This is a genomic window from Amphritea atlantica (assembly GCF_900111095.1).
Taxonomy (GTDB): domain Bacteria; phylum Pseudomonadota; class Gammaproteobacteria; order Pseudomonadales; family Balneatricaceae; genus Amphritea; species Amphritea atlantica.
Window position 1 is genome coordinate 20,366 of sequence record NZ_FOGB01000001.1, and the last position, 23,757, is coordinate 44,122.

The following is a 23,757-nucleotide window of genomic DNA, read 5'->3' on the forward strand; positions in this document are numbered from 1 at the left end:
ACTCAAAGTCAGGCGGAACAATAATAATGAAGATAGCCGTAATACTGACACCCGACGTCTTCGCAGATAACTGGTCTGCTGTGGGGCGTCAGGCGCAGGAGAGTATCACTGAAGCGTTAACACTGAAGCAGAGCGGGCGGGCTCATGAGGTCGTCGTTGTTTCAATCGGACAGCCTTTAAGTGAACCGGTGCGTACTGGGTTGCTGTTACAGGGGGTTGATTCGACGCAATTCAGCGCTTGTGACCGCAGCCCGGGGCCGATGGAACTGGCTGAACACTGTGTCGCAATCATTCAGTTGCTATCCCCTGATCTGATGTTTATCGGTCGTGGTGACAACGAGGGTCAGAGTCAGCTCGGCACCATGCTGGCCGAGCTGCTGGCGTTTCGGTTATCCCAGTCTGATCCGGTTAAAGACGCTCAGCTCTACCGCACTCTGGTTATTCGCGAAATTGGCAATGGGATGCATACGGTGCGGGTGTCGTTGCTGAATACGGCTTACAGCCACCCAGCTTCAGTGGCAAGCCCGGTTGTATTGCCGCAGAAGCCCCAGAGAGTAGGCCTGTTCACTCAACCGGCAGGTGGAAAACAGATCGGTTAACCTGTTCAGGTATATTAGCGGAAATAGTAAAAAGCGGTGTCTCAGCGTCGGATAATCGTGTTACAGGCTACCGACAAATTTTAGTATCGCTTGCCGTGATTCCCGCTTCAGATGAATATATTTCTGTCTGGCCTGTTCCGCTTCGCCGCCATGCCAGAGAATCGCTTCCTGGATATTACGTGCCCGGCCATCGTGCAAAAAATGGGTATGGCCATTAACGGTGCGGGTCATGCCGATCCCCCACAGTGGCGCGGTTCTCCATTCCTGAGCAGTGGCTTCGAAATCCGGTCCCCCCGACAAACCTTCACCCATGTCGTGTAACAGCAGATCGGTATAGGGACGAATCAACTGATTTTCCAATCGGGCAATTTCGTGTTCACCGGTTATTGCCCGGGATTTATGGCACTTCTCGCATCCGATTTTGTTAAACAGGGCGATACCCTGCTGCACCTGTGGGGTTTCCATATTACGCCGGTAGACCACACCGAGCAGCTGCAGGTAGGTGGTCAGGTCTTTTAACTGATCGGGCCGGAGCTCGAACTCTTTGCTATCGAAGGCGCGGAGACAGCTGAGTTGTTCTGGTTCGCAGTTCTGACGGGTTTTATGGACCTTACTCTGATCATCATAGCGATACAGAAAGAGCTCATTGTTGATCCCCATATCGTTAAAGGCTGCAGTGGCGGCCTGTTGGCGGATATCGAAGGCATTGGACTTCCAGGAAAAGCGGCCGATGGCTTTGCCTCCGCGTTCGAGGTCCCAGACATAGTTTGGGCGGCCAGAGATGCCATCACCGTCCAGATCATCCGGGTCTGCCCAATATAGCAGTGTACGTTCCGGAATGGCTTCCAGGAGGCCCAGGCCAAAGACCGGCGGTGCGAGGCGCAGAGTGATCTGTGTATCCGGCGGAAGCGCACCATAGGCCAGATCTTTTATCAGAAATTCAGGTTTGCGCAGGGAGTAAGACTCTCCATCAGGGAACGCGCCCTGAGTGTCATGCCATTTTATCCGCACACGGGCTTCAGGCTTTACCCCTTTTATCGCCCGGTCACTGATTTGCAGACCATAGCCCGGGGGGGACAACGGTTCACCATAGAGGCCGATGCCGGGGATAGAAACCCTGAGAAAACCGCCTTCAATCGGTTCATCTGGCCCAACCGGAGGTTGTGCTCTGCCATCAGCAGGATGACAGGCATCACAGGAGGCGTTGTTAAACAGAGGACCAAGACCGTCGCTAGCAGAGAAGGCCTGACCAAAGAGTTTGTCGCCCCGCTCAAATGCGGCTTCAAGTCCCGAAGAGAGGTTGGGGGCTGACTGTTCAAAAGCGCTGTTATCTGAGTGGAAGTGGGTCAGATCCCCAGCGCTGAAACTGTCTTTCTGGTGGCTCTGGCGATAGTTTATCCGGACTTCGCCATATCCATTATAGGGGCGCCATAATAGTTGGTAAGCCTGATAGCTCAGCAAGCTGATGGCTACCATCAGTGACACAAACGCAATAATGAATGTCGGGGGCGGTAACCGGGAAACTTTACTGTAGCGTGTTTTAGCCATCATCAGAATCAGTTACCGGTTATTCGCAGGGCCATCTGACGAGTGTCTGGTCAGATATAGGCGCAACGCTGACAGAAGCACCGCCACACTCACCAGCCAGTAACCGTAACCGAGTAACAATGTTGGATAGGTAGATTCTGTTTCAATCCAGACAGAAAAGAAAAAGTAAGCGTACCATGAACCGCCGGCAATCACGGGCCCCAGCCACATGGTGATCCAGCGGTTTTGCATGGCGATTGCATTGCTGACAATCACGCAGAAAATTGTCAGCCTCATCATAAACTCTGGATTATCTGTCCAGTAGATAAAGTTGTTAATGCGATAATTATAGATAAAGGTCGTCAATTCTGAGATCACAACCAGCACCATACCTATTCTCAGAACGGTATACACGATATGCATCATTCTGTTTTCGGCGGCAAGGGTGAAGCCCTTACTGACCACGTAGAAGTAGAACGTCATGGCGATAGTGGATGTGCCCAGACACAGTCCTACGGTCCAGATGCGAAATAACTGTGATAAATAGAGCAGTTGGAGTTCTGTCATGGGCGGTTTTTATTGAAAATAATGAGAATTATTATCATTAATGCATAATTAAAACAATAATATAAGCCATTTTTCTGACAGATTTAGAATGATTCTTTGAATGGTAGAATAAAAAAACCGGCAACTGCGAAGCAGCTGCCGGTGAGAATAATAAACTAAGAATGCAAAGCTCACAGACATGAGGCTGTGAGCTGGAGGGCGTTTATACGGTGTATATTCTGGCGGTTATGCGAGGCTGTGACGATAGCCTGAGCAGTCAGTCTTTTGACCTAATCGGACAGAAGTTAACACCTCAGGGTTAGCCTTTTGATTTGCGGTAAGTGCTGGGAGAGATGCCGGTCCAGTGTTTGAAAGCCCGGGTAAAGGCCGCGGCTTCGGCGAAACCCAGTCGTCTGGCGATCCTGGAAATTGGCAGGTTCGGCTGACTCAGAAGGTGAATCGCTTCGTCCCGTCGAACACCATCCTTGATCTCCTGAAAGCTGGTGCCCTCTTCATCCAGTTTACGCCGCAGGGTCCGGGAGGTGGTATGCAGCTGGCTGGCGATATCTTCCATACTGGTATCGACCATCGATTCGGCGTTTTCGAGGTAGTCCATCACCTTACGGGTATACACCGGGTAATAGGATTGTCGCTTAAACCAGTCCAGCGGGGCGCGCCGCAGATAACTGCTGAGATTCTGAACAGTCTGTACCACCGGCGCATTCATGATTGCCCGGTCAAAGGTCAGACTGTTATGGGGCTGGTCGAACACTGAAGGGCAGGGGAACATTAAACGGTATTCTTCGAAGTGGGCGGGCTTTGAATGACGAAAGCCAACCTGTTTCAGCGGAATCCGCTGGCCAATCAGCCAACTGGGAAAACGGTGCCATAGCAACAGCAGAAAATCGATCAGGGCGTGATCCGGATCTTTCTCCGGATGGGTCAGGTCCAGGGTGAAAATAACCCGGTCGTCCGTTTCAGTTATCGTCATGTGGGAGGCTGGCACCAGCAGGTTATAAAAATGAACCGCCTGGGTGAACACCTGCTGCAGATCGGTGCAATGGATCACCATACGGCACATCACTGCGAACACACCAAAACGACAGGGGGGGCTGGCAAGGCCAAGGTAGTCATCATCGCTATGCCGCAGGATCGACTGGACCAGGCGGCTAAGCTGCATCGGCGTGATGCGCACTTCATGGTTTCTTAACAGTTCACTGTTAAGCCCGGCCTCCCGTAACAGCTGCTGTTCATTCAGCCCGTTCGCGCGTGCACCTTTGAGCATCGCATTGGCAAAGTGAATCGAGATCGAGTGATGGTTATAGCTCATAAACGGGTACCAGAAACATTAAATGATTGTCCTATAATGGAGCTGTTTGTCCGATACTATCAGAAATATCCGAAATTAAATGGTTTGTTGTGTCCGAAAAAGTCAATTATAAGGCTTTTTTCGTTATTGTTGTCCTGGCTGACAACAGGCAAACTAGATCTCAATAAGAAACCGCAATCTAAAAGTGAGTGCTATGAAGATACTTGTTCCGGTAAAGCGTGTTATCGACTACAACGTTAAAGTACGGGTTAAGTCTGATAACAGTGATGTTGATCTGTCTAACGTCAAAATGGCCATGAATCCGTTCTGTGAAATCGCTGTAGAAGAAGCGGTTCGCTTGAAAGAGGCGGGTGTTGCCAGCGAAATTATTGCGGTATCCATCGGCGATAAAGCCTGCCAGGAGCAGATCCGCACCGCCCTGGCGCTGGGTGCTGACCGTGGCATCCAGATCGAAACTGAATCAGCTCCCGATGCATTGTCTGCTGCTAAACTACTCAAAGCCGTGGTACAGGCAGAACAGCCACAGCTGGTCATTATGGGTAAGCAATCTATCGATTCAGACAACAACCAGACCGGCCAGATGCTGGCGGCTCTGCTGGATTATCCTCAGGCAACTTTCGCCTCTGAGGTGAAGGTTGAGGGCGATAAGGTGCAGGTAACCCGCGAAATCGATGGTGGTTTACAGACTCTGGAGCTGGATCTGCCCGCAGTCATCACCACTGACCTGCGACTCAACGAACCCCGTTATGCATCTCTGCCTAACATCATGAAAGCCAAGCGTAAGCCGCTGGATGTGAAAACCCCGGCGGATCTGGGGGTTGAAGTGGGTAATAAAGTCACCCTGGTGGCGGTCAACCCACCGGCCGAGCGTCAGGCGGGAATCAAGGTGGCATCTGTCAGCGAGCTGGTGGATAAACTGAAAAACGAAGCAAAAGTAGTTTGAGGAGCGGGCAGATGACAATTCTGGTAATAGCTGAACACGATAACCAGGCACTGAAGCCTGCAACACTGAACACGCTGGCGGCTGCACAACAGATCGGCGGTGATATTGAACTGCTGGTGGCGGGGCATAACTGCCAGGCGGTTGCCGATGCAGCGACTGCGATCCCCTCTGTTGCAAAGGTGCTGCTGGCAGACAACGCCGCCTATGAGCATCAACTGGCGGAAAATATTGCTAAGCTGATCGTTGCACTGGTCAGCGGTCACAGCCATATCCTGGCACCTGCGACCACCAGTGGTAAGAACTATCTGCCACGGGTTGCTGCACTGCTGGATGTCAATCAGTTGTCCGATGTGATCGCCGTTGAATCTGCAGATACGTTCCAGCGTCCGATCTATGCCGGTAACGCAATCGCAACGGTTAAAACTGACGATACCGTTAAGCTGCTGACTATTCGTGGTACTGCATTTGATGCGGTGGCTGCCGAGGGTGGCAGCGCTGCGATTGAAGCGGTGTCTGAGGTGTGTGATGCCGGGACATCCCGTTTTGTTGGCGAAGAGCTGGCGAAGTCTGATCGTCCTGAGCTGACCGCAGCATCGATTATCGTCTCCGGTGGCCGGGGTATGGGTAACGGTGACAATTTCGAAATGCTCTATGGTCTGGCCGATAAGCTGGGCGCGGCTGTCGGTGCTTCACGGGCTGCAGTAGATGCAGGCTTTGTACCTAATGATATGCAGGTAGGCCAGACCGGTAAGGTGGTAGCCCCTGATCTTTATATTGCGGTGGGTATCTCCGGTGCGATTCAGCATCTGGCAGGGATGAAGGATTCGAAAGTCATTGTGGCTATCAATAAGGATGAAGAAGCGCCGATCTTCTCCGTTGCGGATTACGGGCTGGTCGCAGACCTGTTTGATGCGGTTCCTGAACTGTCTGGCCAGATCTAAAAAGTAAATTACAGGTAAAGACCATGAGTGACTACAAGCACCCCCTTACAGATGCCGAGTTTGTTCTGAATGAGCTGGTACAGTTCGATCAGTTGTGTGCTGATGCCGGACTCGAAGATATCAACAGTGAACTGGCGTCGGTTATCCTGACTGAAGCGGGTAAGCTGGGTTCCGGCATGCTGGCCCCTCTGAATCGTACCGGTGATCTGAATCATCCGGTACTGGGTGACAGCGGCGTACAGCAGACCGAAGGCTTTGCTGAAGCCTATAAGGAGTATGTTGAGGGGGGCTGGGCCACGCTGACTGCTGCTGAAGAGTTTGGCGGACAGAACCTGCCTAACGTGCTGGGCACCGCAGTTAATGAGGTTTGGCAGACCGCTAACCTGTCGTTTGCTCTTTGCCCGCTGCTGAGTCAGGGAGCGATCGAGTCGATCAGTCACCACGGCAGCGATGAGCTGAAACAGCATTACCTGCCAAAACTGGTCAGCGGTGAGTGGACCGGTACCATGAACCTCACCGAATCCGATGCGGGGACCGATCTGGCGGCCGTTAAGACTAAAGCGGTGCCTAACGGTGACCACTATCTGATCACCGGGCAGAAGATCTTTATCACCTGGGGTGACCATCAGATGACCGATAATATCCTGCATCTGGTGCTGGCTCGTCTGCCGGACGCCCCCGCGGGTGTGAAAGGTATTTCACTGTTTATCGTGCCCAAATTCCTGCTGGATGAGAACGGCAATCCTGGTGAGCGCAACGACGCCCATGCGGTCTCTCTGGAACATAAACTGGGTATCCACGGCAGTCCGACCTGCGTTATGAGCTTTGGCGATAATGGCGGTGCAGTGGGTTATCTGGTCGGCGAGGAGAACAAAGGCCTGGCCTATATGTTCACCATGATGAACCATGCCCGTCAGGGGGTGGGTCTGCAGGGACTGGCGGTCTCTGAAGCGGCTTATCAGCATGCATTGCAGTATGCAAAAGACCGGATTCAGGGCACCAATAAAGATGGCAGCCGCTATCCGATTATCCGTTTCCCCGATGTTCGTCGCATGCTGATGACCATGAAGTCCGGTACCGAAGCGATGCGGGCTCTCTGTCTGGTGGCCGCCGCCGAAGCCGACCGCGACAATGCTGCGCGGATTGAATTGCTGACGCCCATCGTTAAAGGCTGGGTGACGGAATTTGCTCAGGAACTCACCTATCTGGGGGTGCAGATTCATGGCGGAATGGGCTTTATCGAAGAGACCGGCGCGGCACAGTTCTACCGTGATGCCCGGATTCTCACCATCTATGAAGGCACCACCGGGATCCAGGCGCTGGACCTGGTGGGACGTAAAACGCTGGTCAATGGCGGTGAATCCCTGCAAGCTCTGTTGGATGAGATGACCGCTGATATCGCCCAGTTTGAATCCCTGGGTGGTCAGTTCACCCTGGCAGCGCAACAGTGCCGCAGATCACTCGATAATGGTATTGCAGCCCGTCAGTGGTTGCTGGATAGTGCAGCGGATAAGAATGCCCCTGGCAGTGCCTGCGTTAACTTTATGATGCTGTTTGGTTTCCTCTGTGGTGGCTGGCTGATGGCGAAAAGTGCTATGCGGGCACAGGCTAAGCTTGACGCAGGTGAAGGTAATCCTGAATTCCTGCAAGCTAAGCTGGCAACTGCCCGGTTCTTCTGTGAACATATGCTGCCCCGTACCCAGTCCTGCCTTGCCTCTGTGATGGCCGGCAGTGACAGCATAATGCAACTGGATGAAGAGCAGTTTTAGTAGCGCAAAACGACGAGGATAAAAACAATGCAAAGAGAATCGATGGAATTCGATGTAGTGATTGTCGGTGCCGGTCCCGCCGGACTGTCCACTGCATGTCGTTTGATGCAACAGGCAAATGACGCAGGCCAGGAACTGATGGTCTGCGTGGTTGAAAAAGGAGCCGAGGTTGGCGGACATATTCTCTCCGGTGCGGTGGTTGAACCCCGCGCCCTGGATGAGCTGTTCCCCGAGTGGAAAGCGCAGGGCGCGCCACTGAAAACTGAGGTCACTGAAGATCAGATCTACCTGCTGAAAAGCGGCGAGAAAGCGACCAAAATCCCCAACGGCTTTGTGCCCAAAACCATGCACAACCATGGCAACTATATTGCCAGTGTCGGCAATCTGTGCCGCTGGCTGGCAGAGCAGGCGGAACAACTGGGGGTCGAGATTTTCCCCGGCTTCCCCGCGTCACACATTATCTACGGCGATGATGGCCGGGTGGCCGGTATCGGTACCGGCGATATGGGGCTGGATGAAAATGGCGAGCAGAAAGACAGCTATATGCCGGGTATGGACCTGCTGGCGAAATACACCATCTTCACCGAAGGGTGCCGCGGCCATCTGGGCAAAGAGTTGATCGCTAAATTTGAACTGGATAAAGACGCCGATGCCCAGCACTACGGCATCGGTATTAAAGAGTTATGGGATGTGCCCGCCGATCAGCATCAGCCGGGTCTGGTGCTGCACGGTGCCGGCTGGCCGCTGAGCGACGCCGGTGCCAGCGGTGGTTTCTTCCTCTATCACGCGGAAGATAATCAGGTGGTAGTGGGGCTGATCACCGATCTTAACTACGATAATCCGCACCTGAGCCCGTTTGACGAGTTCCAGCGGATGAAACATCACCCGCTGATCTCCCAATATCTGCAAGGCGGCAAACGGGTCTCCTACGGTGCCCGGGCGATCACCAAAGGTGGCTTTAATGCCCTGCCGAAGATGACCATGCCCGGCGCACTGCTGTTAGGTTGTGACGCAGGCACGCTGAACTTCGCCAAGATCAAAGGTACACACACCGCGATGAAGTCCGGTATGGTCGCTGCCGAAACGATCTTTGCCGCACTGACCGGGGGTGATGAAGGTGGTAATGATCTGACCGCATACGGCGAAAACTTCAAAAACTCCTGGGTTTATGACGAGCTGTACAGCAGCCGCAACTTCGGTCCGGCGCTGCACAAATACGGCACCATGATCGGTGGCGCCCTGAACTTTATCGATCAGAACATCTTCAGCCTGCCGTTTACCATCCGCGATAACCATGCGGATTACGCCCAACTGAAGCCTGCATCTGAATGTGCGGCAATAAGTTATCCGAAACCGGATGGTGTACTCAGTTTTGACAAGCCCTCCTCGGTGTTTATCTCCAACACCAACCATGAGGAAAACCAGCCCTGTCACCTGAAACTGAAAGACAGCAGTATACCGCTGATGCAGAACCTGCCGAAGTTCAACGAACCGGCGCAGCGCTACTGTCCAGCAGGCGTATACGAAGTCCTGGAAAACGATGCGGGAGAGAAAGTCTTCCAGATCAACAGCCAGAACTGCGTGCACTGTAAAACCTGTGATATCAAAGACCCGGCCCAGAATATTACCTGGGTGGCGCCGGAGGGCGGCGGTGGGCCGAACTACCCCAACATGTAAAAAACGAACAACGCGCCTCAGGGCGCGTTTTTTACATATCAGGGTAGTCAGAACGCGACTTCGTCGCTCGCTAGATCGGTGCTACGCACCTGGCTAGACGTTGCTGCGCAACTTGCGAGTGGCTAGGAGCCGCTACGCGGCCTGGGGCTCGAATACCCGTGTAGGAGCGCCTTCCAGGCGCGAAAGGAATAAACAAGGGGCTGATTTAGTAAAATAAATCTGTCCCCTTTTTAGCCCCTGACGGTGTATCGCCAGATATTCCAGATAAGCAGTGGTAGCCTGCTGATTTAATGTACCGGGATGAACCCGGTTGTGGTAGCGAATAAAATCCAGAATCCAATGTACATAGGTTTGTTTTGTGCGCTTACTCTAATTGCGGGCACGTGAAAGGTGAACTCATCCTGTACATTCTTTTACTGTGTTTATGAACAGTATTTCATGACACATAAATCTATGCAAATATTGAAATACTCAGGGAGAAACACCCGCCACTTCAGGGATTATGAATGCAAATCACTCTTATTAATGGTCATTTTGTCGTATTTCTGCAGATATACGACAAAGTGTCGTGTTTTCCCAAAGTCGAATCTTTATATAAATCATTAAAATTCAGATGGTTGGATGGTATTTATAATCTAATTAGAAACTGTGATATACGACAACTTGTCGTATTTCTCCAAAACCGTTGTCGTATATTTAGCTGTTAGGCGAAAGAAGCCCATGTCAAGAATCTATTTCCTCATTGGTTTTGTACTTCTACTGTCAGGATGTGCATCGACGGTAGAGGTAGTTATGAAGGACGCAAGAATAATTGAAACAAGCAATAAGAAACTGGGGAGGTCGCATTCCTTGGAGCTTGCGGAGAAAGAATTCAAGGCGGTTAAGTTTAATATCGAAAGCGAAAAAGAGCTTTATAATTTCTTTGTTGCTGAAAGAAACAGGCCAATTCAAATATTTTGCAAAGCAACTGGCGCAACTAGAGAGGGCGACTTCAAGAACATTGGATATGGCCCATTCTACGGAAAGAGAGACATTTCCCGCATCTTTTCAGAAAAGCCTAAAAGTATTATTTTGAAGCCAAACGCCGAGAATGGAAAATATGCTTATAGTGTTATCGCCTTCCTGAAACTGGAGGCTGGTTATACTCAGCTACATTACGGTATTCCAGAAACCGCGCTCAAATTAACAGAAGAGTCGTTTGAGGGTTTAAGTTGCTATCTTAATGGTCTTACGTATCCACCGCTTTTACCGCCGCAATCTAATACATTTGGAATCAATACGCGGGAGTTCGAAATCAGAGTTAATGAGTACAATAAGTCGCAGTAATGAATCTAAGTCGCCTAACCATGCCATGCACTCGGACCCTTCACTCGCTGCGCTCACTCAGGGCCGGTGATGGCTGGCGTTATGAGCCTTCAATGAAATATCTATCATTAATGTTGCTCCTCATCTCAAATATCAGCTTTGCTTGTATTGTTGGCCCTCTGAGCATTGAGCCTAAACCAGAATTGGGATTTAACTTTAAGGAAGAACAATCGGATCAATGTAGAAATTGCAGCATGATTTCAATTGATTCTCCAAAGGAATATGATAGTCGCCCTGCGTCACATGCAATTTTTTCTGTCTTTAAAAATGGTGAGCTAGTATCTAAAGCTGTCACTTCTTTTGAAGAAGAATCAAAAAACGCAGAATTTGTTGGTATTGTAAGTAAAGAAAAAGGGTTCAGCTACGAGGTCAGTATTGAATACGGTACCGGTCTTTGCATGGGGTATAAGTTTGTTTTCAGTGGCTCCGAAAATGGCTCATAACAAAGCCATCTTGCCTCGCACCAGCAAGCTGGTTCTGGCCCTTCGTTTCGGTGCTTCGCGCCTACTCTACGGCCGCAAATGGTGGCGTTAAATAAACTAGCGGATTTTCAAATCTCAATAAGGATCACATGAAAACTTTTTCTCTAATATTTATATTAATCTTAGCTTTTCCAGTACAAGCTACAAATGATTTTGAAAGAAAAAATAAGGCCCCCATTGAGTCTTATATCCTAGCTATAGATGGCATTTCTCATGAAGTTATTCTCAATAATCTTGAGGAAATACAAATAGAGAATAAAAAACACGTTCTAAAGTTAATTAAAAGTAACACTAGAGTTTTTGATTTTGCAGGTGCTTTCTTTGAGTTTGATGCAAAAATGTACTTTTCGTACGAGGAGATATCCCCAGGTGTTGATCACTGGTCATTAGACGGAAATAATGCAGCTATAATAGTTCAGAAATATTCGGATAAGGTGGATTTTGATGAATTAACCGAGGCTCTTAATGCTCAGTATAGTCAAATGAAAGCAGAAATTAAAATGTCAGAAACTGAGCTTGTTGTTGATAGTAAGCTTAAGAAGGGTAGAAAGCTTGATATTGATTTAGGTGAAATTAAAATAGAGCAACATATATTTTACTTTAGTAACAAGCAATCGTGTGTCCTTATTATTCTACAAGATACTCCATTAGATTCAGGTGATAATAGCCTTGAGTTCGAAAGAATAAAAAAGCTAATGCAAGCTACATTATCGGTGAATATTTAATATAACAAGCCGTTCAAAAAAGTAGCTAGCGAGTAGCTAGGGTCAGGTCTTGCGAGTAGCTAGGGTCAGGTCTTGCATTTTGCAGGGGTAAGGAAATAGGATTAAGTTCTTGTGCAAAATTCAAGACCTGACCCTTTAGATTCAGTTATATCTCGTTCCCATGCTTCTGCGTGGGAATGCATATAGTAATTAATTTCACCAAACCCTCTTAATCGCACTGAAACCTGCTCCATCACTCTTGCCGTTAAGAAGGCTTTGCGAGCCACGGTTCTTATCATCCGAACTACGAGCGACGCTGATCAATTCTCAATTTCATATTCTATGAGCCCTGTAAAGAAAAACAAAATAGCTTGTTGACAAACTAGGGCGATCGACCTAGATTAAAAATAGGGCGGGTGACCTAATTTTAAGATTTTAATTATTGATACTCCCAAGGGAGGCAATGAACACTGATCTGTTTGATGCCTTTCAGCTCGGCGGTCTGATATTGGCAAATCCTATAGTGATGGCACCGATGACCAGAAAGCGACCCGGTGCTCAGGAACAGGTTGTGTAAAGAGGTAGTGTAAAGAGGAAGTGCGATGGGACATGGTGAGAAGCGTCATCAGATTATAGAGGCCGCCGATAACTTATTTTATCGGCAGGGGTTCGAGCATACCTCGTTTGCAGACATATCCACTCTGGTGAATATTTCGCGCGGGAATCTATACCATCATTTCAAGACCAAGGATGACATCCTTGATGCTGTCATCAAAGTCCGCCTGGACAGGACGCAACAGATGCTGACGGATTGGGAAGAGCAGGCGGCAACCCCGGAAGACCGCATCAAATGTTATATCAATATCCTTCTGACAAACTGGCCAATGATCAGGGACTACGGTTGTCCGGTCGGTACATTGTGCACGGAACTCGCCAAGTTGAACCACGCCTCAAAAGCTGAGGCCAATAAAGTTTTCACACTCTTCAGAGTATGGCTGAAAGCTCAGTTTACTCAGCTTGGATATACACAGAATGCCGATTCACTGGCTATGCACGTACTCTCCTGGAGTCAGGGGGTTGCGACCCTGGGTAATGCTTTTGATGATTTGCAATATGTCAGACAGGAAGTGAAAAAGATGGAGGACTGGCTTGATGATCTGTCCGTCAGAACAAAACAGTCCAGATGAATTACTAGCGACACAGAAAAGGGAGCAGATATGTTTGTTGTACTTTTAAAATTTTCCGACAAAAAATCTCTGGCTGGAGATCATATGGCTGGTCACAATCTATGGATTAAACAAGGCTTCGAAGAGGGTGTTTTTCTGTTGGCTGGTAGCCTTCAACCTAATCTGGGTGGTTCTGTTATCGCGCACAACACCTCACTATCGGAGCTACAAGCAAGAGTAAACAACGATCCTTTCGTTGCGGAAAATATTGTTAATGCTGAAATAATCGAAATTGATCCCAAAAAAGCGGATAGCCGTCTGAATTTTCTGATTGAGTAAGAACGATGAGTAAAATAATAAAAGGTCCAGATGGTAAGGCGCGTTGTAGCTGGTGTAGTCAGGCCCCGGAATTCGTTGACTATCACGACATAGAGTGGGGTTATCCAGTAGATGACGATTATCGCCTATTTGAAAAACTATGCCTGGAAAGCTTTCAGTCCGGTTTGAGTTGGCGAACAATCCTCGCTAAGCGTGAGAATTTTCGGGCAGCCTTTCATAACTTTGATTTTGAAATAATCGCGTGTTTTACAGAGAAAGATATAGATCAGTTACTTCAGGATAAAGGGATTGTCCGCCATCGGGGTAAAATTGAGGCCGTTATCAACAATGCAAAGCGAGCAAAAGAACTGATAAAAGAGGAAGGTTCATTAGCCGCTTTCTTCTGGCGTTATGAACCCGACCAGCATAATCTTGCTGAGCCACAAACGGTCTCTACTTGCGAAGAATCAGTTGCTTTATCGAAGGATCTAAAGAAAAAAGGCTGGAAATTTGTCGGCCCAACCACGGTTTATGCTTTTATGCAGGCGATGGGGCTAATTAATGACCATGCAAAAGGTTGTGTGGGCAGATCAAAAGCAGAGAGCGCCAGAAAGAAGTTTAAAAGACCATGATTTTCTTAACAAAGCGCTGGCTCGGACGCGAACTACGCTGCCTTTCTTACTTACCGTTTCAACGTTTAGAAATTAAAGGGGCCAGAGTAATCAATTTCACCAAACCCTCTTAATCGCACGGAAATATGTTCCATAACTTCTGCCATTAAGAAGGCTTTCCGAGAGACGAGTAAGCCGTGAACCGGCGTTCGAGCCACGAGCTACGCCGCTGCTTTTCCTAGCAAGCGACGCAGTCGCGTCTAACCACTAGCAAGTCACGCAGTGACGTCTAGCCGCTTTAATTCTTATCTGGCAGTTCGCCTGTTTCTTTGTAATGGCGGAAGTCACTTTCCAGTGCGCTGAGCTCGGCCTCTGACAGCTGTTGCTTAAGCAGCGATCCTTTGAATATTTCCATTATTCAGTGAACGTCTTCATCTCTTCATCTGTAGCCTCCTGCAACAGTTGATTGCCTTGTTCAGCGATCTCTTCCAGACGGACAGACGCTGGTCTGAAGCTGGCTTTAAATCCTCGCTGTTGCTGCTCAAGCGCGTTTACCAACTTTTCAAACAGTTCAGCATTTACCATATATCCTTGAGGGATATTGTTTGAGAGTACGGCTACAGGCTCGTCGATAAAAAACTGTGCCGGGTTTTTTCGCAGCTCAGTAATGCTGACGGTTTGCTGGGCTAGAATGGCATGTGTTGCGTTAGCCATTATAAGTGCTCCTATATACTGAATGTACTATATGGTGTACATAATTATGTACTTTAAGGTCTTCAGTATAGTCTGAAGCTCGTACCTTGTCAGTTGCTGTTTGTAAAAACCGCTTGAAATGGGGCTGCGAACCACCGCCACGCCGCTGCTTTTCCTGGCAGGAGACGCAGTCGCGTCTAACCACTCGCAGTCACACAGTGACATTTAGCGACTGCTTTTTATTTCTTTTTAAATATCTTTCGGAATAATGCGCCAATTCCGACAATGAATAGTACACCAAACTTTTTCAGGAAAATGAGTGCGGCAGCAATTAATCCCGTTTTAGCGATGACTTTGCCTGCGACCAGTGCGCCGATACCGTAGGCTGCAACTTTATCGATGCTGGGGTCGAAGTCCTCATAGCGGGAGCCCTGATTAAATTCGGTCATGTTTAATACGGTCTGGAGGTTTGAGTCAATCAGGCTTTTTTGATCCATGCCGGCGATAAAGTTGAGAACAAGTACGCCTTTTCTGCCAAGTACGCGGATATTGTAATTGAGGGTATGCAGTTCTTGTGAGCCAAACTTTATCTCTTTCGCCCAATAGAGCTTGTTCGATGTCTTGTCGTAGTAAGGGGGCGAAGCCCAGCCAATCAGTTCGATAGGCTCGTATCCTTCGGCGACTCGTTGTTTACTGGCTTCTTGAGCGTCTTGTTTCATCTGCTCTAATAGTTCGTTGTAATCAAGATCATCAGCATTCTCGTCTGAAACATAGCCGTCCTCTTCATACTCAATCGTAACCCCCCAGGAATTGTCATCATAAGGTGTGGTATCAGAGGGAAGCAGCATACCAAGAGTCTCAGAACCTGTGCCTGGAAGATTTCCCCATACATCTACCAGAACTTTTTCAGAATCTTCGGGTGATAAATAATAAAAACTACTAGGCACGTCCAGAGAGGCGGCGCCATTTGGCAAAGCGACTTTGCCGGTTTGTTTATTGAGGGAGTCCAGAAGTTTTCTGGCTTCGAGGATGTACTGCTGCTGTTCAGGCGTTAATTGCTGCTCTTCCGCACGGAGAGGGAGTGAGATCAGCAGACAGAGAGTGATTAAAAAAATCCCTATTTTTTTCATTAAACTTCCACCTTATTGCATGAAGGTAAGGTATTCGCAGTATTTGAAAACTGTGACTTTTAGCAGAAAAGGCTAAGAGATAGCTACTACATTCTCGTCCACTGAAAATACGTAAACCATGTGATAGGTTGTGTGGCGTTACCACGGGTTTCCATCTGTTTTGATAGTGTCAAAAACCGCAGCCATTCTCAACATAAAAATGAGGGTTATTACCCAGTTTGGGATTTGTTTATAAACGTAAGGTTCCTCAATATTCCTTTCAGAAACAGGCGTTCTGAGAAAAAGGTATCTGAAATCTACATCTAGGGAAACTACAAACAAGTCCTTTTTACTTCTCTACAGACCGCATAGATAGGAAGGTAGTAATTCAATTACTGGACTTATTCGCACCTTCCCTGGAAAGCCAACCTACTCAAATCGATGATGGGCTAATTTTGTTTGCGTATTGGCTGGAGCAGTAAGTATTTAAAGATTTTAGGTTTAAAATGGTCTTTTTTCTATAATTCCGTTGTTTTTATAATGCATTACTGGATTAATAGCTAAGTTTAGAATATCTCGGTTGAGGAAGAGATATAGCCACGGATTAAAGGGTTGGCCATCTATATCAATTGTAGATGCATCTAAATTATATTTAGACAAAATGTCTCTTATTTTTTTATCTAAAGAGAAAAAAGTATTTAGATGCTTTATTCGCTCATTGTTAGAAGAAAAAAACAGAGCAGATATTGCACAGTTATCAAGAATTTTATTTTGAATTTTTGTGCTAAGATATGAATCATATTCATTTACCTTATCTAGCTTAAATTCATTAGAATAGACATTTTTAAATCTTGAAGTATTAACTATTGGCTTAAAAGCAGAGCCTTCAGTAAAAAAACCTAAAGACTGGTAGACGCTTTTTGGGTCAAGGCACAAGTTTTCGAAAGAAACAAACATTACTTTAGGATTGTCTCTCTCTGCAATAGCTCCTGCAAAATAACGATTATAACGTGAAGAATATGCAGGTAACTTTGAATTTATAATTTCTTCCAGAGACAAACCCTCTGAATCTTTAGCCCGTTTTGCCCACGATGTAAAAATGGATCTTGGATCACGAGTAATTATAATGGCTTTATCTATGAAAGGTGCTCTGCTTAAGCACTTACCAATATCCCTCATATAGATAGGCGTTTTATCAAAGAATTTATTTGCCTTCTTATCAAGGCCAGATCCTTTTAAAATATTATGATAAAAATCAACAAAGCTATCATTTTTTGGAATGTAAGAATTGATTTCAAATTCTAGCTTCCATCCGCTCTTTATCATATTTGAATAGGGTTTGAAATCAATAAAATGGCTAGGTTTTTCACACATCAATACTCCACATTCAAACCCGGATTCATAGCCATTACTTCTAAAAATCTCGGATAATAGTGTTGTTCCTCCACGCTCATAACCACATAGAATAACGGAGGGATAGTTTTTATTTTGAGACATTTTTCTTCCAATGAACTTCTAAGTATTGCCACTGCACTATTTTTTATGATAACTTTTTTAAAGTTGTCTTTTGCTTATCATGCCCACGTAGAAATGTTTATGTTATTTGATCATTCTTGGCTGAGTCATGGATTTTATTTTTTATAGTGACAAAAAATGCCACTGATCTCAATAGGAGTGTGGTCTTTATTGCTCAAATAGGTATTTTGAAATAATAAAGCAAGAAACAAAGGTTTGGGAGAACGTGAGAACTCCAATATTTAAGGAATTCTCTTTTGAATTTCGTAAAGCAAGCGACGCAGTCGCGTCTAACCACTAGCAAGTCGCGAAGCGACGTCTAGCGACTGCTTTTTCTAGCCGCTGATTTTAAACGCGAGCTCTATGGCTACATAGAGTAGTAGCAACGCCATAGCGTTGTTGAGCCATCGGAAATAGCGGGGCTGGCTGATCAGTTTACTCAGTCGTACACCCATGAACAGGTAGCTACCCGGTGCGCCAAAGGCTAACCCCGCCAGCAGTAATGACCAGAGAAGGATGGATACACCGGAAATATATGCGGCTGGAAACTGTACGGTGACGATAGGTAAGATGGCGATAAAGGCTTTGGGGTTGAGTAACTGCAGCATGAGGCCGGAACGGAATCCTGTTCTTCTGGGGCCGGGTTGAGCCTTATCAGCGCTGATCTTATCGGTGATCTGTTGACTACCACGGGCGATTTTATAGGCCAGATAGGCGATATAACAACTACCCAGCAGACCTATGACGAGCTGAGAGTCAGGTGTAATCAGCCAGGCACCGGTATAACCAAAAAGCAGAAACAGTATCAGCATGGCGCACGCTACGCCCATACAGAAGCGCAGTGTATTTTTGATTTCACCGTTGAGACCTGCATTCAGGCTGAGCAGGTTTGCCGGGCCAGGGGTGTACATAATGCCAAAGGCATACAGGAGGATCTCAACCATGGTGGTTACCCTGATAAATTAAGTGATTGGGATTAATGTTGCGGAGAGGTCCGCTATCTCTGTCTAAGAGATAAGAAAGTGCTTCTGATATTGACGCGGGGTCATACCAAACACCGGCTTAAAGCGCCTGTTGAGATGGCTCAGGTCGCTGAAACCGAAGTCAAAAACGACATCTTCCAGCACGCAACCTGCCTCTAAAGCCTGCCTGGCGCGGTTTATCCGGCAGTTTAGAATGTATTGGTGAGGCGTAATGCCAAACTGCTGCCGAAACATGCGGATGAAATGATATTTCGACAGACTGACCTGGTTGCTGATCTCATCGAGAGTGATATCTGCCCCAATATTCTCATGAATATAGTTTTGTGCCTTTAATAGCAGAGTGTCATTTTTGTTCGATTGACGTTCTGGCAGAAGGTCTCCTTGTCGCTGGGCAATCCTTTCTGACATCTGATACAACAGATTCTCTAACTGCAATTTATCGTTGGCATTATTCTCAATATGTGCGGCTATATTGAGAATAAAGTGTCGTAACTGAGGGTCATCCAACAGGGTGTCTTTAATCTGATAATCCTGACACTGTTTAACCCCAGCGCTACCCAGCATCGGTTCTAACTGACTGGGGTGAATATAGATCATCCGGTATTGTAAGGCGTTGTCGTCACCCGAGTGGCCATCATGAAACTGCCCCGGATTGAATATAATAATGTTACCCGGGTGGCTTTTATGAAACTCACCGTTGGAGAAAAAGTCCTGTCGACCCGCCTGCGTTACGCCAAAAGAATACTCCTCATGGGCGTGCTTGCCATAGGAGAAATCATGCATAGTCGCCTGTAATGCTGTCACCTGATCAAGGTGCTGGCTTTTGACAAACTGAAACTGGTTTTCGAACTTCATCTTCACTCACCGTCTGCAGGGTTTAGACGTTACTGACTAAGAGTCATTCTAGGATATAGCCGAGTGTTTTACTTGGATGAAATTGCGCATTTACGGTTGGGAAATGATGTTCTGCGGTTGAGGCAACTTTTGAATATTCGCTGAACAGGTAACAAGCAAGCCGGGAACCGGCGTTCGAACCACGAGCTACGTTGAGGATTTTTCTAGCAAGCGACGCAGTCGCGTCTAACCACTAGCAAGTCACGCAGTGACATTCTAGCGACTGCTTGTACGGAAGTAATGTCAGTCGGGCACTACGAAAAATCCAACACTGCCGGGGGGACGATGATGGAGTTCGCAAAGCGGGCTTTGTCAGGCCCGACTGACGGTTGCATATTTACAAAAGTGGGGTCGATTAACAAGCAGATCTGATAAGCCATTACCCATTTTGGGTAATGGCTGTATAAGCAACATGGTTCAGGTTCAGTCTTTCAGTCAGCGAGCCGACTGATCAATCTCCGTTAGTTAAGAGAGGGGATTGTTCAGAGGCCGATAACAGCTGCTTTAGTCTGTTTTATCTGTCGCCAGCGGTGTCTGATAACTTGGGGCTAAAAACCCTTCATCAGCCGTGTATAGCTATCGATCCGGTCTGCCTGGCTATGGGTTACCGCAACCGTGGCAATCTCGTCACAATCAAACGTTTTAGCCAGTTGATGGATCTCTTCGGCGCACTGCTCTGGAGTGCCCACGGTATAGCCATTGAGGATATGGTTATAGGCTGCCTGATGGGCAGAGGGGAGGGTGCGGTAGCGGTCCTGTACCTCAGACGGCGTCAGGAAGGCTTCACGGATCCCCAGTTGCGCGGCCAGTTTACGATACACCGCGGTACCCGCCCGCAGTTTTGCTTCCGCTTCGGTATCTGCACAGATACAGGCGATCGCCAGCATTCTGTTTGGCGTGCCGGAATGTTCTGCCCGTTTCCACTGTTCCAGATATTCGGTGAAGATTGATGGGTGGCAGTTATCCGGATCGATAAAGCGGGCCAGGGCGATGTTATACCCCAGCTGTCCTGCCAGACCGGCGCTGCCTCCGCTGGAACCCAGCATCCATAACTCTGCTTGGGGGCTGGCGTCAGGCAGGACGTTTATCTGGCCGAATGGTGTGTTTTGCGGCAGGTTACCCTGCATAAACCCTTTCAGCAGCAGTGCCTGATCGGCATACAGGTCACCATGATGGGGCTGATGGGGGAAGGCCAGTGCCTGAGAGGTGAGACCGGTGCCGCCGGGCGCCCTGCCAATACCCAGATCGATACGGCCGGGAAACAGGGTGGCTAACATCTTGAAGCACTCGGCCACTTTTAACGGGCTGTAGTGGCTGAGCATGACGCCACCACTGCCGACCCGGATATTTTTGGTGGCACTGGCAATCGCAGTGGCCATGATCTCCGGGCAGGGGTTGGCAAAGTGGATGCTGTCGTGATGTTCCGCCACCCAGTAACGGTAATAGCCCAGCTCATCGCAGATTTTTGCCAGCTCAATAGTTAGCTGCGGCGCTTCGATCGCTGGGTGGGAACCCTGGACCGGGGATTGATCCACCACTGACAGTTTGATGCTCATTTTTATCTCCTGAATTTATTAATATGTTAACTACTATGTCTGGAGAGTTCAATGGCAGCGGCTCTGCATTGTGCTGCTATAGGGGAGGAGCCCGGTCTTCGGACGAAGCCCGGACCGGGCCGGACTGAATCGCCTGCAAAGCCCGCTGTGACAGTATCTTTGTCAGATTTCGGCTGTTCAACGTCAGATGATTAGCAGGTTTCGGTTACAGCCGAATCGTTTGCAGTCATTGCAATTTCCCGGCAACAGGCGGGGATCAGGCGGGGTGCCAGGGGTTTGCTGAAAAGATAGCCCTGACCATAATCGCATTGATAAGTTGCGAGCAGGCGGGCTTCGGCCTCATTTTCGATTCCTTCTGCGACCACTTTCATGCCCAGATCATGGCCGATACCGATTATATTGTGGACTAAACGGCGGCTGACCTGATCCTCGCTGATCTTGCTGATAAAGCTTCGGTCGATTTTGAGCGTCTGTATCGGTAGCTGCTGCAGATGGCTGAGGGATGACAGTCCGGTGCCAAAATCATCCAGGGCGACACTGATATTGTGTCGCGCCAGACCGGGTAACAGGTCCTGCGTCTCTTTCAGTATCTGCATGCCGGTATCTTCAGTGACCTCGATGCGGATAAGCCCCTGGGGCAGATTGTGCTGTTTCAGCGACTGGTTAATGATGGCCGCCAGATCAAGCTGATGCATCGATGGAGAAATATTCACAGCGACCGGCAGTGGCTGAAACCCCTCGTTTCGCCATTCGTCGATCTGGCGGCAGGCTTCATCAATAATCCAGCAGCCGAGGGTGTTCGCCAGTGAATACTTTTCCGCGATGCTGATGATTTCCAGTGGTGGTATTGCACCATAGGTCTCATGATCCCAGCGCAGAAGGGTTTCCAGAGAGACCACTTGTTGCGTCTGCAGAGAGACTATCGGTTGATACACCAGGTGCAGTTTGCTGCGCTCAAGTGCTATCCGCAGGTCTTTCTGCAGCTGTTGTCGACGATGGATCTGCGCATCCATATCAAAATCAAATAACATCTGACTTGAGTGTGCGGCTTGTTCTTTCGCCTTATACATAGCGATATCGGCCCGGGTGAGCAGACTGCCGACATCGATACCATGTTCCGGATAGATAACGCTGCCGATACTGGCGCCAATGAAACAGGTGTGCTGGTCGATCTGAAAGCGTTTTTCAAAAAGCTGAATGGCTTTTCCAGTGATTATGCGCAGGCTGTCATTGTTGATGAGCCGGGGCTGGAGAATGGCAAACTCATCGCCACCCAGGCGGCAGGTGAGACAACCATAACGCTTATCAATCCCGTTGGACAGACGGTTGGATACTGCTTGTAACAGGGCATCACCAACGTGATGTCCCAGTGTGTCATTGACATCTTTGAAGCCGTTGAGGTCGATCAGATGCAGGGCGAAAGGTTGCTTTTTCCGACAATACCGGGAGATCTCATTTTGTAGAAATGCGCGGTTGGGAATTCCGGTGAGACTGTCATGTTCGGCCTGATGACGGTTGAGTCTGTTCTCCCGGATGATCATTACTAACAGCAGGCTACCGGAGAGTATCAGGCCGCACATCAGCAGAATTAACTGTTGTTGCAGGTCGATAACCTGACTCTCGCTACGGTTGAAAAGGATATTTGTCTGATAGTAGTTTTGCAGAGCCAGTGCGTCAATTTGTGCAATCTGAGGCTTCAGTGCTTGCTGTATCTGAAGGCTGTATTCCGGCTCGGATGCGAGCTTTTTAAAGACGTCTTGCTCGAGTGACTTGACGGTATTAAAGGCTTGGTTCAGGGTCTCTTTTGCGTGTTCAAATTTTGCTATCCGTTCACCGTCGACTCCTTCAAGCAGCACTGGGAAGCGGCTCCAGAGGAGATCGTAACGTGTTTTCACATCTTCAAGATGTGCATTGTCGGGTGCCACCTGGTACAGCGCCAGTGCGTCGTTAAAACGGCGTAGTTCAAGTTTTAACTGAAACATTGAAAAGACGCTGGTGCCATAGTTCTCATCGAGGAGAGCGATCGACTGGCGGAGCTGGAAAAGACTCATGGCCGCACTGATAAAGAAGATCAGCACAATGGCGATCAGTAAAACGCGCTTACGGGAGACTTTTTTACCCATGTAGGGCAATCTTTGTCCCATCAGTAGATCTCAATTTTGCTAAGCTGCCAGATCATCCTGCCGGTATTGATTTCACTGTTGAGCTCATGATATTTGTCGAGCGGTAGCATTAACCAGAGTGGCCCTTTTTCACGGACGGAGAGTTGCTCTCCATCCTCTCTCCAGGCCAGTATCGGCTCATAACTGTCCATATATTGCCGTTCAAATTCGACGCTATAGTCATTCAGCGCGGTAAGTCTGATGTGGTCTCCCTGTGCGCCAACGTACCTGAGTACAGCTGAAAGCAGCGGACCGTGATAATTGTGAATGCTATCCGACCAGCGGGTTTTCAGCCTGAAGGTATCACTCTGCAGAGATTGCAACAGCGACAGATCCAGAGCGGCTGTCTGGCCATCCTGAGTATTTTCAATTTTGCCGCTGATGGACAGTATGACTGGTCCGGTGGGTTGGGGCAGGGGGGCGCCTGCAACGCTGAGCGATACGGCCCAACAAGCCAGTAGCGCAAGAGTCCACTTTGTCATGGAGAAAACCTTTTTTAATCTGTAAATGAAAAGAATCAACTGATCTGAACGGCTGTTTATCAGCGGTTATCATAGCCTCTGCGCCTTCAGAATGACTCAGCGTCTCTCCATGACCGTTTATCTGTCATAATTTACAGACAGTACGCTCATATGTCAGCGGGGGAACCGTTATGTATTACCCATTTTGTGTAATTGAGCTTTGTTACTGCCCGGTATAGTCTGAGATCTATATAAGATTATCGTCAGGGGCCCTGAAGTAGATGGAGAGGATCGGCCTGGTTGTGCCGCGTCGATCTTCTGCTTGCCAAAGGTGACCTGCTGCATTCCCTGCACCGGGGAATAAAACTCAATGGTGGTATTGATATCCCTGACAGGCAGCACCAGA

General features: G+C 48.3%; 22 protein-coding genes and 1 pseudogene. 11 read left to right on the forward strand and 12 right to left on the reverse strand.

Going from position 1 to position 23,757, the window contains the following annotated elements; all coding sequences use genetic code 11:
• The first annotated feature begins 26 nt into the window (after positions 1-26).
• Positions 27-599, forward strand: coding sequence for a hypothetical protein (locus BMY09_RS00095; protein ID WP_091352300.1), 573 nt, complete (start codon positions 27-29; stop codon positions 597-599).
• Positions 600-659: 60 nt separating this feature from the next.
• Here BMY09_RS00095 and BMY09_RS00100 read toward each other — a convergent pair whose 3' ends face one another.
• From BMY09_RS00100 to BMY09_RS00110, 3 genes are all read right to left on the reverse strand, one after another.
• On the reverse strand, positions 660-2,150 hold the full coding sequence (locus tag BMY09_RS00100) for a di-heme oxidoreductase family protein (protein ID WP_091352302.1): 1,491 nt from the start codon (positions 2,148-2,150) through the stop codon (positions 660-662).
• Positions 2,151-2,159: 9 nt separating this feature from the next.
• Positions 2,160-2,693 (reverse strand): hypothetical protein, encoded by a 534-nt coding sequence (locus BMY09_RS00105; protein ID WP_091352305.1) that lies wholly within the window; start codon positions 2,691-2,693, stop codon positions 2,160-2,162.
• 298 nt (positions 2,694-2,991) lie between these two features.
• A complete protein-coding gene (locus tag BMY09_RS00110; protein ID WP_091352307.1) occupies positions 2,992-4,002 on the reverse strand; it encodes an AraC family transcriptional regulator in 1,011 nt (336 codons plus the stop codon).
• 193 nt (positions 4,003-4,195) lie between these two features.
• On the opposite strand from BMY09_RS00110, the gene BMY09_RS00115 reads away from it, so the two are divergent.
• Genes BMY09_RS00115 through BMY09_RS00130 form a run of 4 tightly spaced genes read left to right on the forward strand, consistent with a single transcriptional unit; the run spans position 4,196 to position 9,332 of the window.
• Positions 4,196-4,945: an electron transfer flavoprotein subunit beta/FixA family protein gene (locus BMY09_RS00115; protein WP_091352310.1), complete on the forward strand. Its 750-nt coding sequence runs from the start codon at positions 4,196-4,198 to the stop codon at positions 4,943-4,945.
• Between the two features lie 11 nt (positions 4,946-4,956).
• The gene (locus tag BMY09_RS00120; protein ID WP_091352312.1) at positions 4,957-5,886 is read left to right on the forward strand and encodes an electron transfer flavoprotein subunit alpha/FixB family protein; all 930 of its coding nucleotides are present in this window, start codon (positions 4,957-4,959) and stop codon (positions 5,884-5,886) included.
• A gap of 23 nt (positions 5,887-5,909) precedes the next feature.
• Complete coding sequence (locus BMY09_RS00125) at positions 5,910-7,655, forward strand: acyl-CoA dehydrogenase (RefSeq protein ID WP_091352314.1); 1,746 nt, start codon at positions 5,910-5,912, stop codon at positions 7,653-7,655.
• Between the two features lie 27 nt (positions 7,656-7,682).
• Positions 7,683-9,332 carry an electron transfer flavoprotein-ubiquinone oxidoreductase gene (locus tag BMY09_RS00130; RefSeq protein ID WP_091352316.1) on the forward strand — a complete coding sequence of 550 codons (1,650 nt, stop codon included), beginning with the start codon at positions 7,683-7,685 and terminating at the stop codon, positions 9,330-9,332.
• A 132-nt stretch (positions 9,333-9,464) separates the two neighbouring features.
• Here the strand turns inward: BMY09_RS00130 and BMY09_RS22495 are convergent.
• Positions 9,465-9,689: pseudogene (locus BMY09_RS22495) on the reverse strand (phage integrase N-terminal SAM-like domain-containing protein); the annotation flags it as partial.
• A gap of 435 nt (positions 9,690-10,124) precedes the next feature.
• Here BMY09_RS22495 and BMY09_RS00140 point away from each other — a divergent pair.
• From BMY09_RS00140 to BMY09_RS00165, 6 genes are all read left to right on the forward strand, one after another.
• Positions 10,125-10,658 (forward strand): hypothetical protein, encoded by a 534-nt coding sequence (locus tag BMY09_RS00140; protein WP_091352318.1) that lies wholly within the window; start codon positions 10,125-10,127, stop codon positions 10,656-10,658.
• 92 nt (positions 10,659-10,750) lie between these two features.
• Complete coding sequence (locus BMY09_RS21990) at positions 10,751-11,140, forward strand: hypothetical protein (protein WP_139203111.1); 390 nt, start codon at positions 10,751-10,753, stop codon at positions 11,138-11,140.
• A gap of 128 nt (positions 11,141-11,268) precedes the next feature.
• Positions 11,269-11,904: a hypothetical protein gene (locus BMY09_RS00150; RefSeq protein WP_091352322.1), complete on the forward strand. Its 636-nt coding sequence runs from the start codon at positions 11,269-11,271 to the stop codon at positions 11,902-11,904.
• 581 nt (positions 11,905-12,485) lie between these two features.
• Positions 12,486-13,070 (forward strand): TetR/AcrR family transcriptional regulator, encoded by a 585-nt coding sequence (locus BMY09_RS00155; RefSeq protein ID WP_091352324.1) that lies wholly within the window; start codon positions 12,486-12,488, stop codon positions 13,068-13,070.
• A gap of 30 nt (positions 13,071-13,100) precedes the next feature.
• A complete protein-coding gene (locus BMY09_RS00160; RefSeq protein ID WP_091352326.1) occupies positions 13,101-13,388 on the forward strand; it encodes a YciI family protein in 288 nt (95 codons plus the stop codon).
• 5 nt (positions 13,389-13,393) lie between these two features.
• Complete coding sequence (locus BMY09_RS00165) at positions 13,394-13,999, forward strand: DNA-3-methyladenine glycosylase I (protein WP_091352328.1); 606 nt, start codon at positions 13,394-13,396, stop codon at positions 13,997-13,999.
• Positions 14,000-14,392: 393 nt separating this feature from the next.
• On the opposite strand, the gene yafN is transcribed toward BMY09_RS00165, so the two are convergent.
• From yafN to BMY09_RS00205, 8 genes are all read right to left on the reverse strand, one after another.
• Positions 14,393-14,692, reverse strand: coding sequence for a type I toxin-antitoxin system antitoxin YafN (gene yafN / locus BMY09_RS00170; protein WP_091352331.1), 300 nt, complete (start codon positions 14,690-14,692; stop codon positions 14,393-14,395).
• Between the two features lie 218 nt (positions 14,693-14,910).
• Positions 14,911-15,801 carry a DUF2167 domain-containing protein gene (locus BMY09_RS00175; RefSeq protein WP_091352334.1) on the reverse strand — a complete coding sequence of 297 codons (891 nt, stop codon included), beginning with the start codon at positions 15,799-15,801 and terminating at the stop codon, positions 14,911-14,913.
• A gap of 480 nt (positions 15,802-16,281) precedes the next feature.
• On the reverse strand, positions 16,282-17,277 hold the full coding sequence (locus BMY09_RS00180) for a sulfotransferase domain-containing protein (protein ID WP_091352336.1): 996 nt from the start codon (positions 17,275-17,277) through the stop codon (positions 16,282-16,284).
• A 353-nt stretch (positions 17,278-17,630) separates the two neighbouring features.
• Positions 17,631-18,239: a LysE family translocator gene (locus tag BMY09_RS00185; protein WP_091352337.1), complete on the reverse strand. Its 609-nt coding sequence runs from the start codon at positions 18,237-18,239 to the stop codon at positions 17,631-17,633.
• A 63-nt stretch (positions 18,240-18,302) separates the two neighbouring features.
• Positions 18,303-19,133: an AraC family transcriptional regulator gene (locus BMY09_RS00190; protein ID WP_091352340.1), complete on the reverse strand. Its 831-nt coding sequence runs from the start codon at positions 19,131-19,133 to the stop codon at positions 18,303-18,305.
• Between the two features lie 587 nt (positions 19,134-19,720).
• Positions 19,721-20,728, reverse strand: coding sequence for an MsnO8 family LLM class oxidoreductase (locus tag BMY09_RS00195; protein WP_091352342.1), 1,008 nt, complete (start codon positions 20,726-20,728; stop codon positions 19,721-19,723).
• A 191-nt stretch (positions 20,729-20,919) separates the two neighbouring features.
• Complete coding sequence (locus tag BMY09_RS00200) at positions 20,920-22,872, reverse strand: putative bifunctional diguanylate cyclase/phosphodiesterase (RefSeq protein ID WP_091352345.1); 1,953 nt, start codon at positions 22,870-22,872, stop codon at positions 20,920-20,922.
• Positions 22,872-23,372: a putative pterin-binding protein gene (locus BMY09_RS00205; protein WP_091352348.1), complete on the reverse strand. Its 501-nt coding sequence runs from the start codon at positions 23,370-23,372 to the stop codon at positions 22,872-22,874. Before BMY09_RS00205 ends, BMY09_RS00200 begins: the two co-directional genes overlap by 1 nt.
• Between the last annotated feature and the right edge of the window lie 385 nt (positions 23,373-23,757).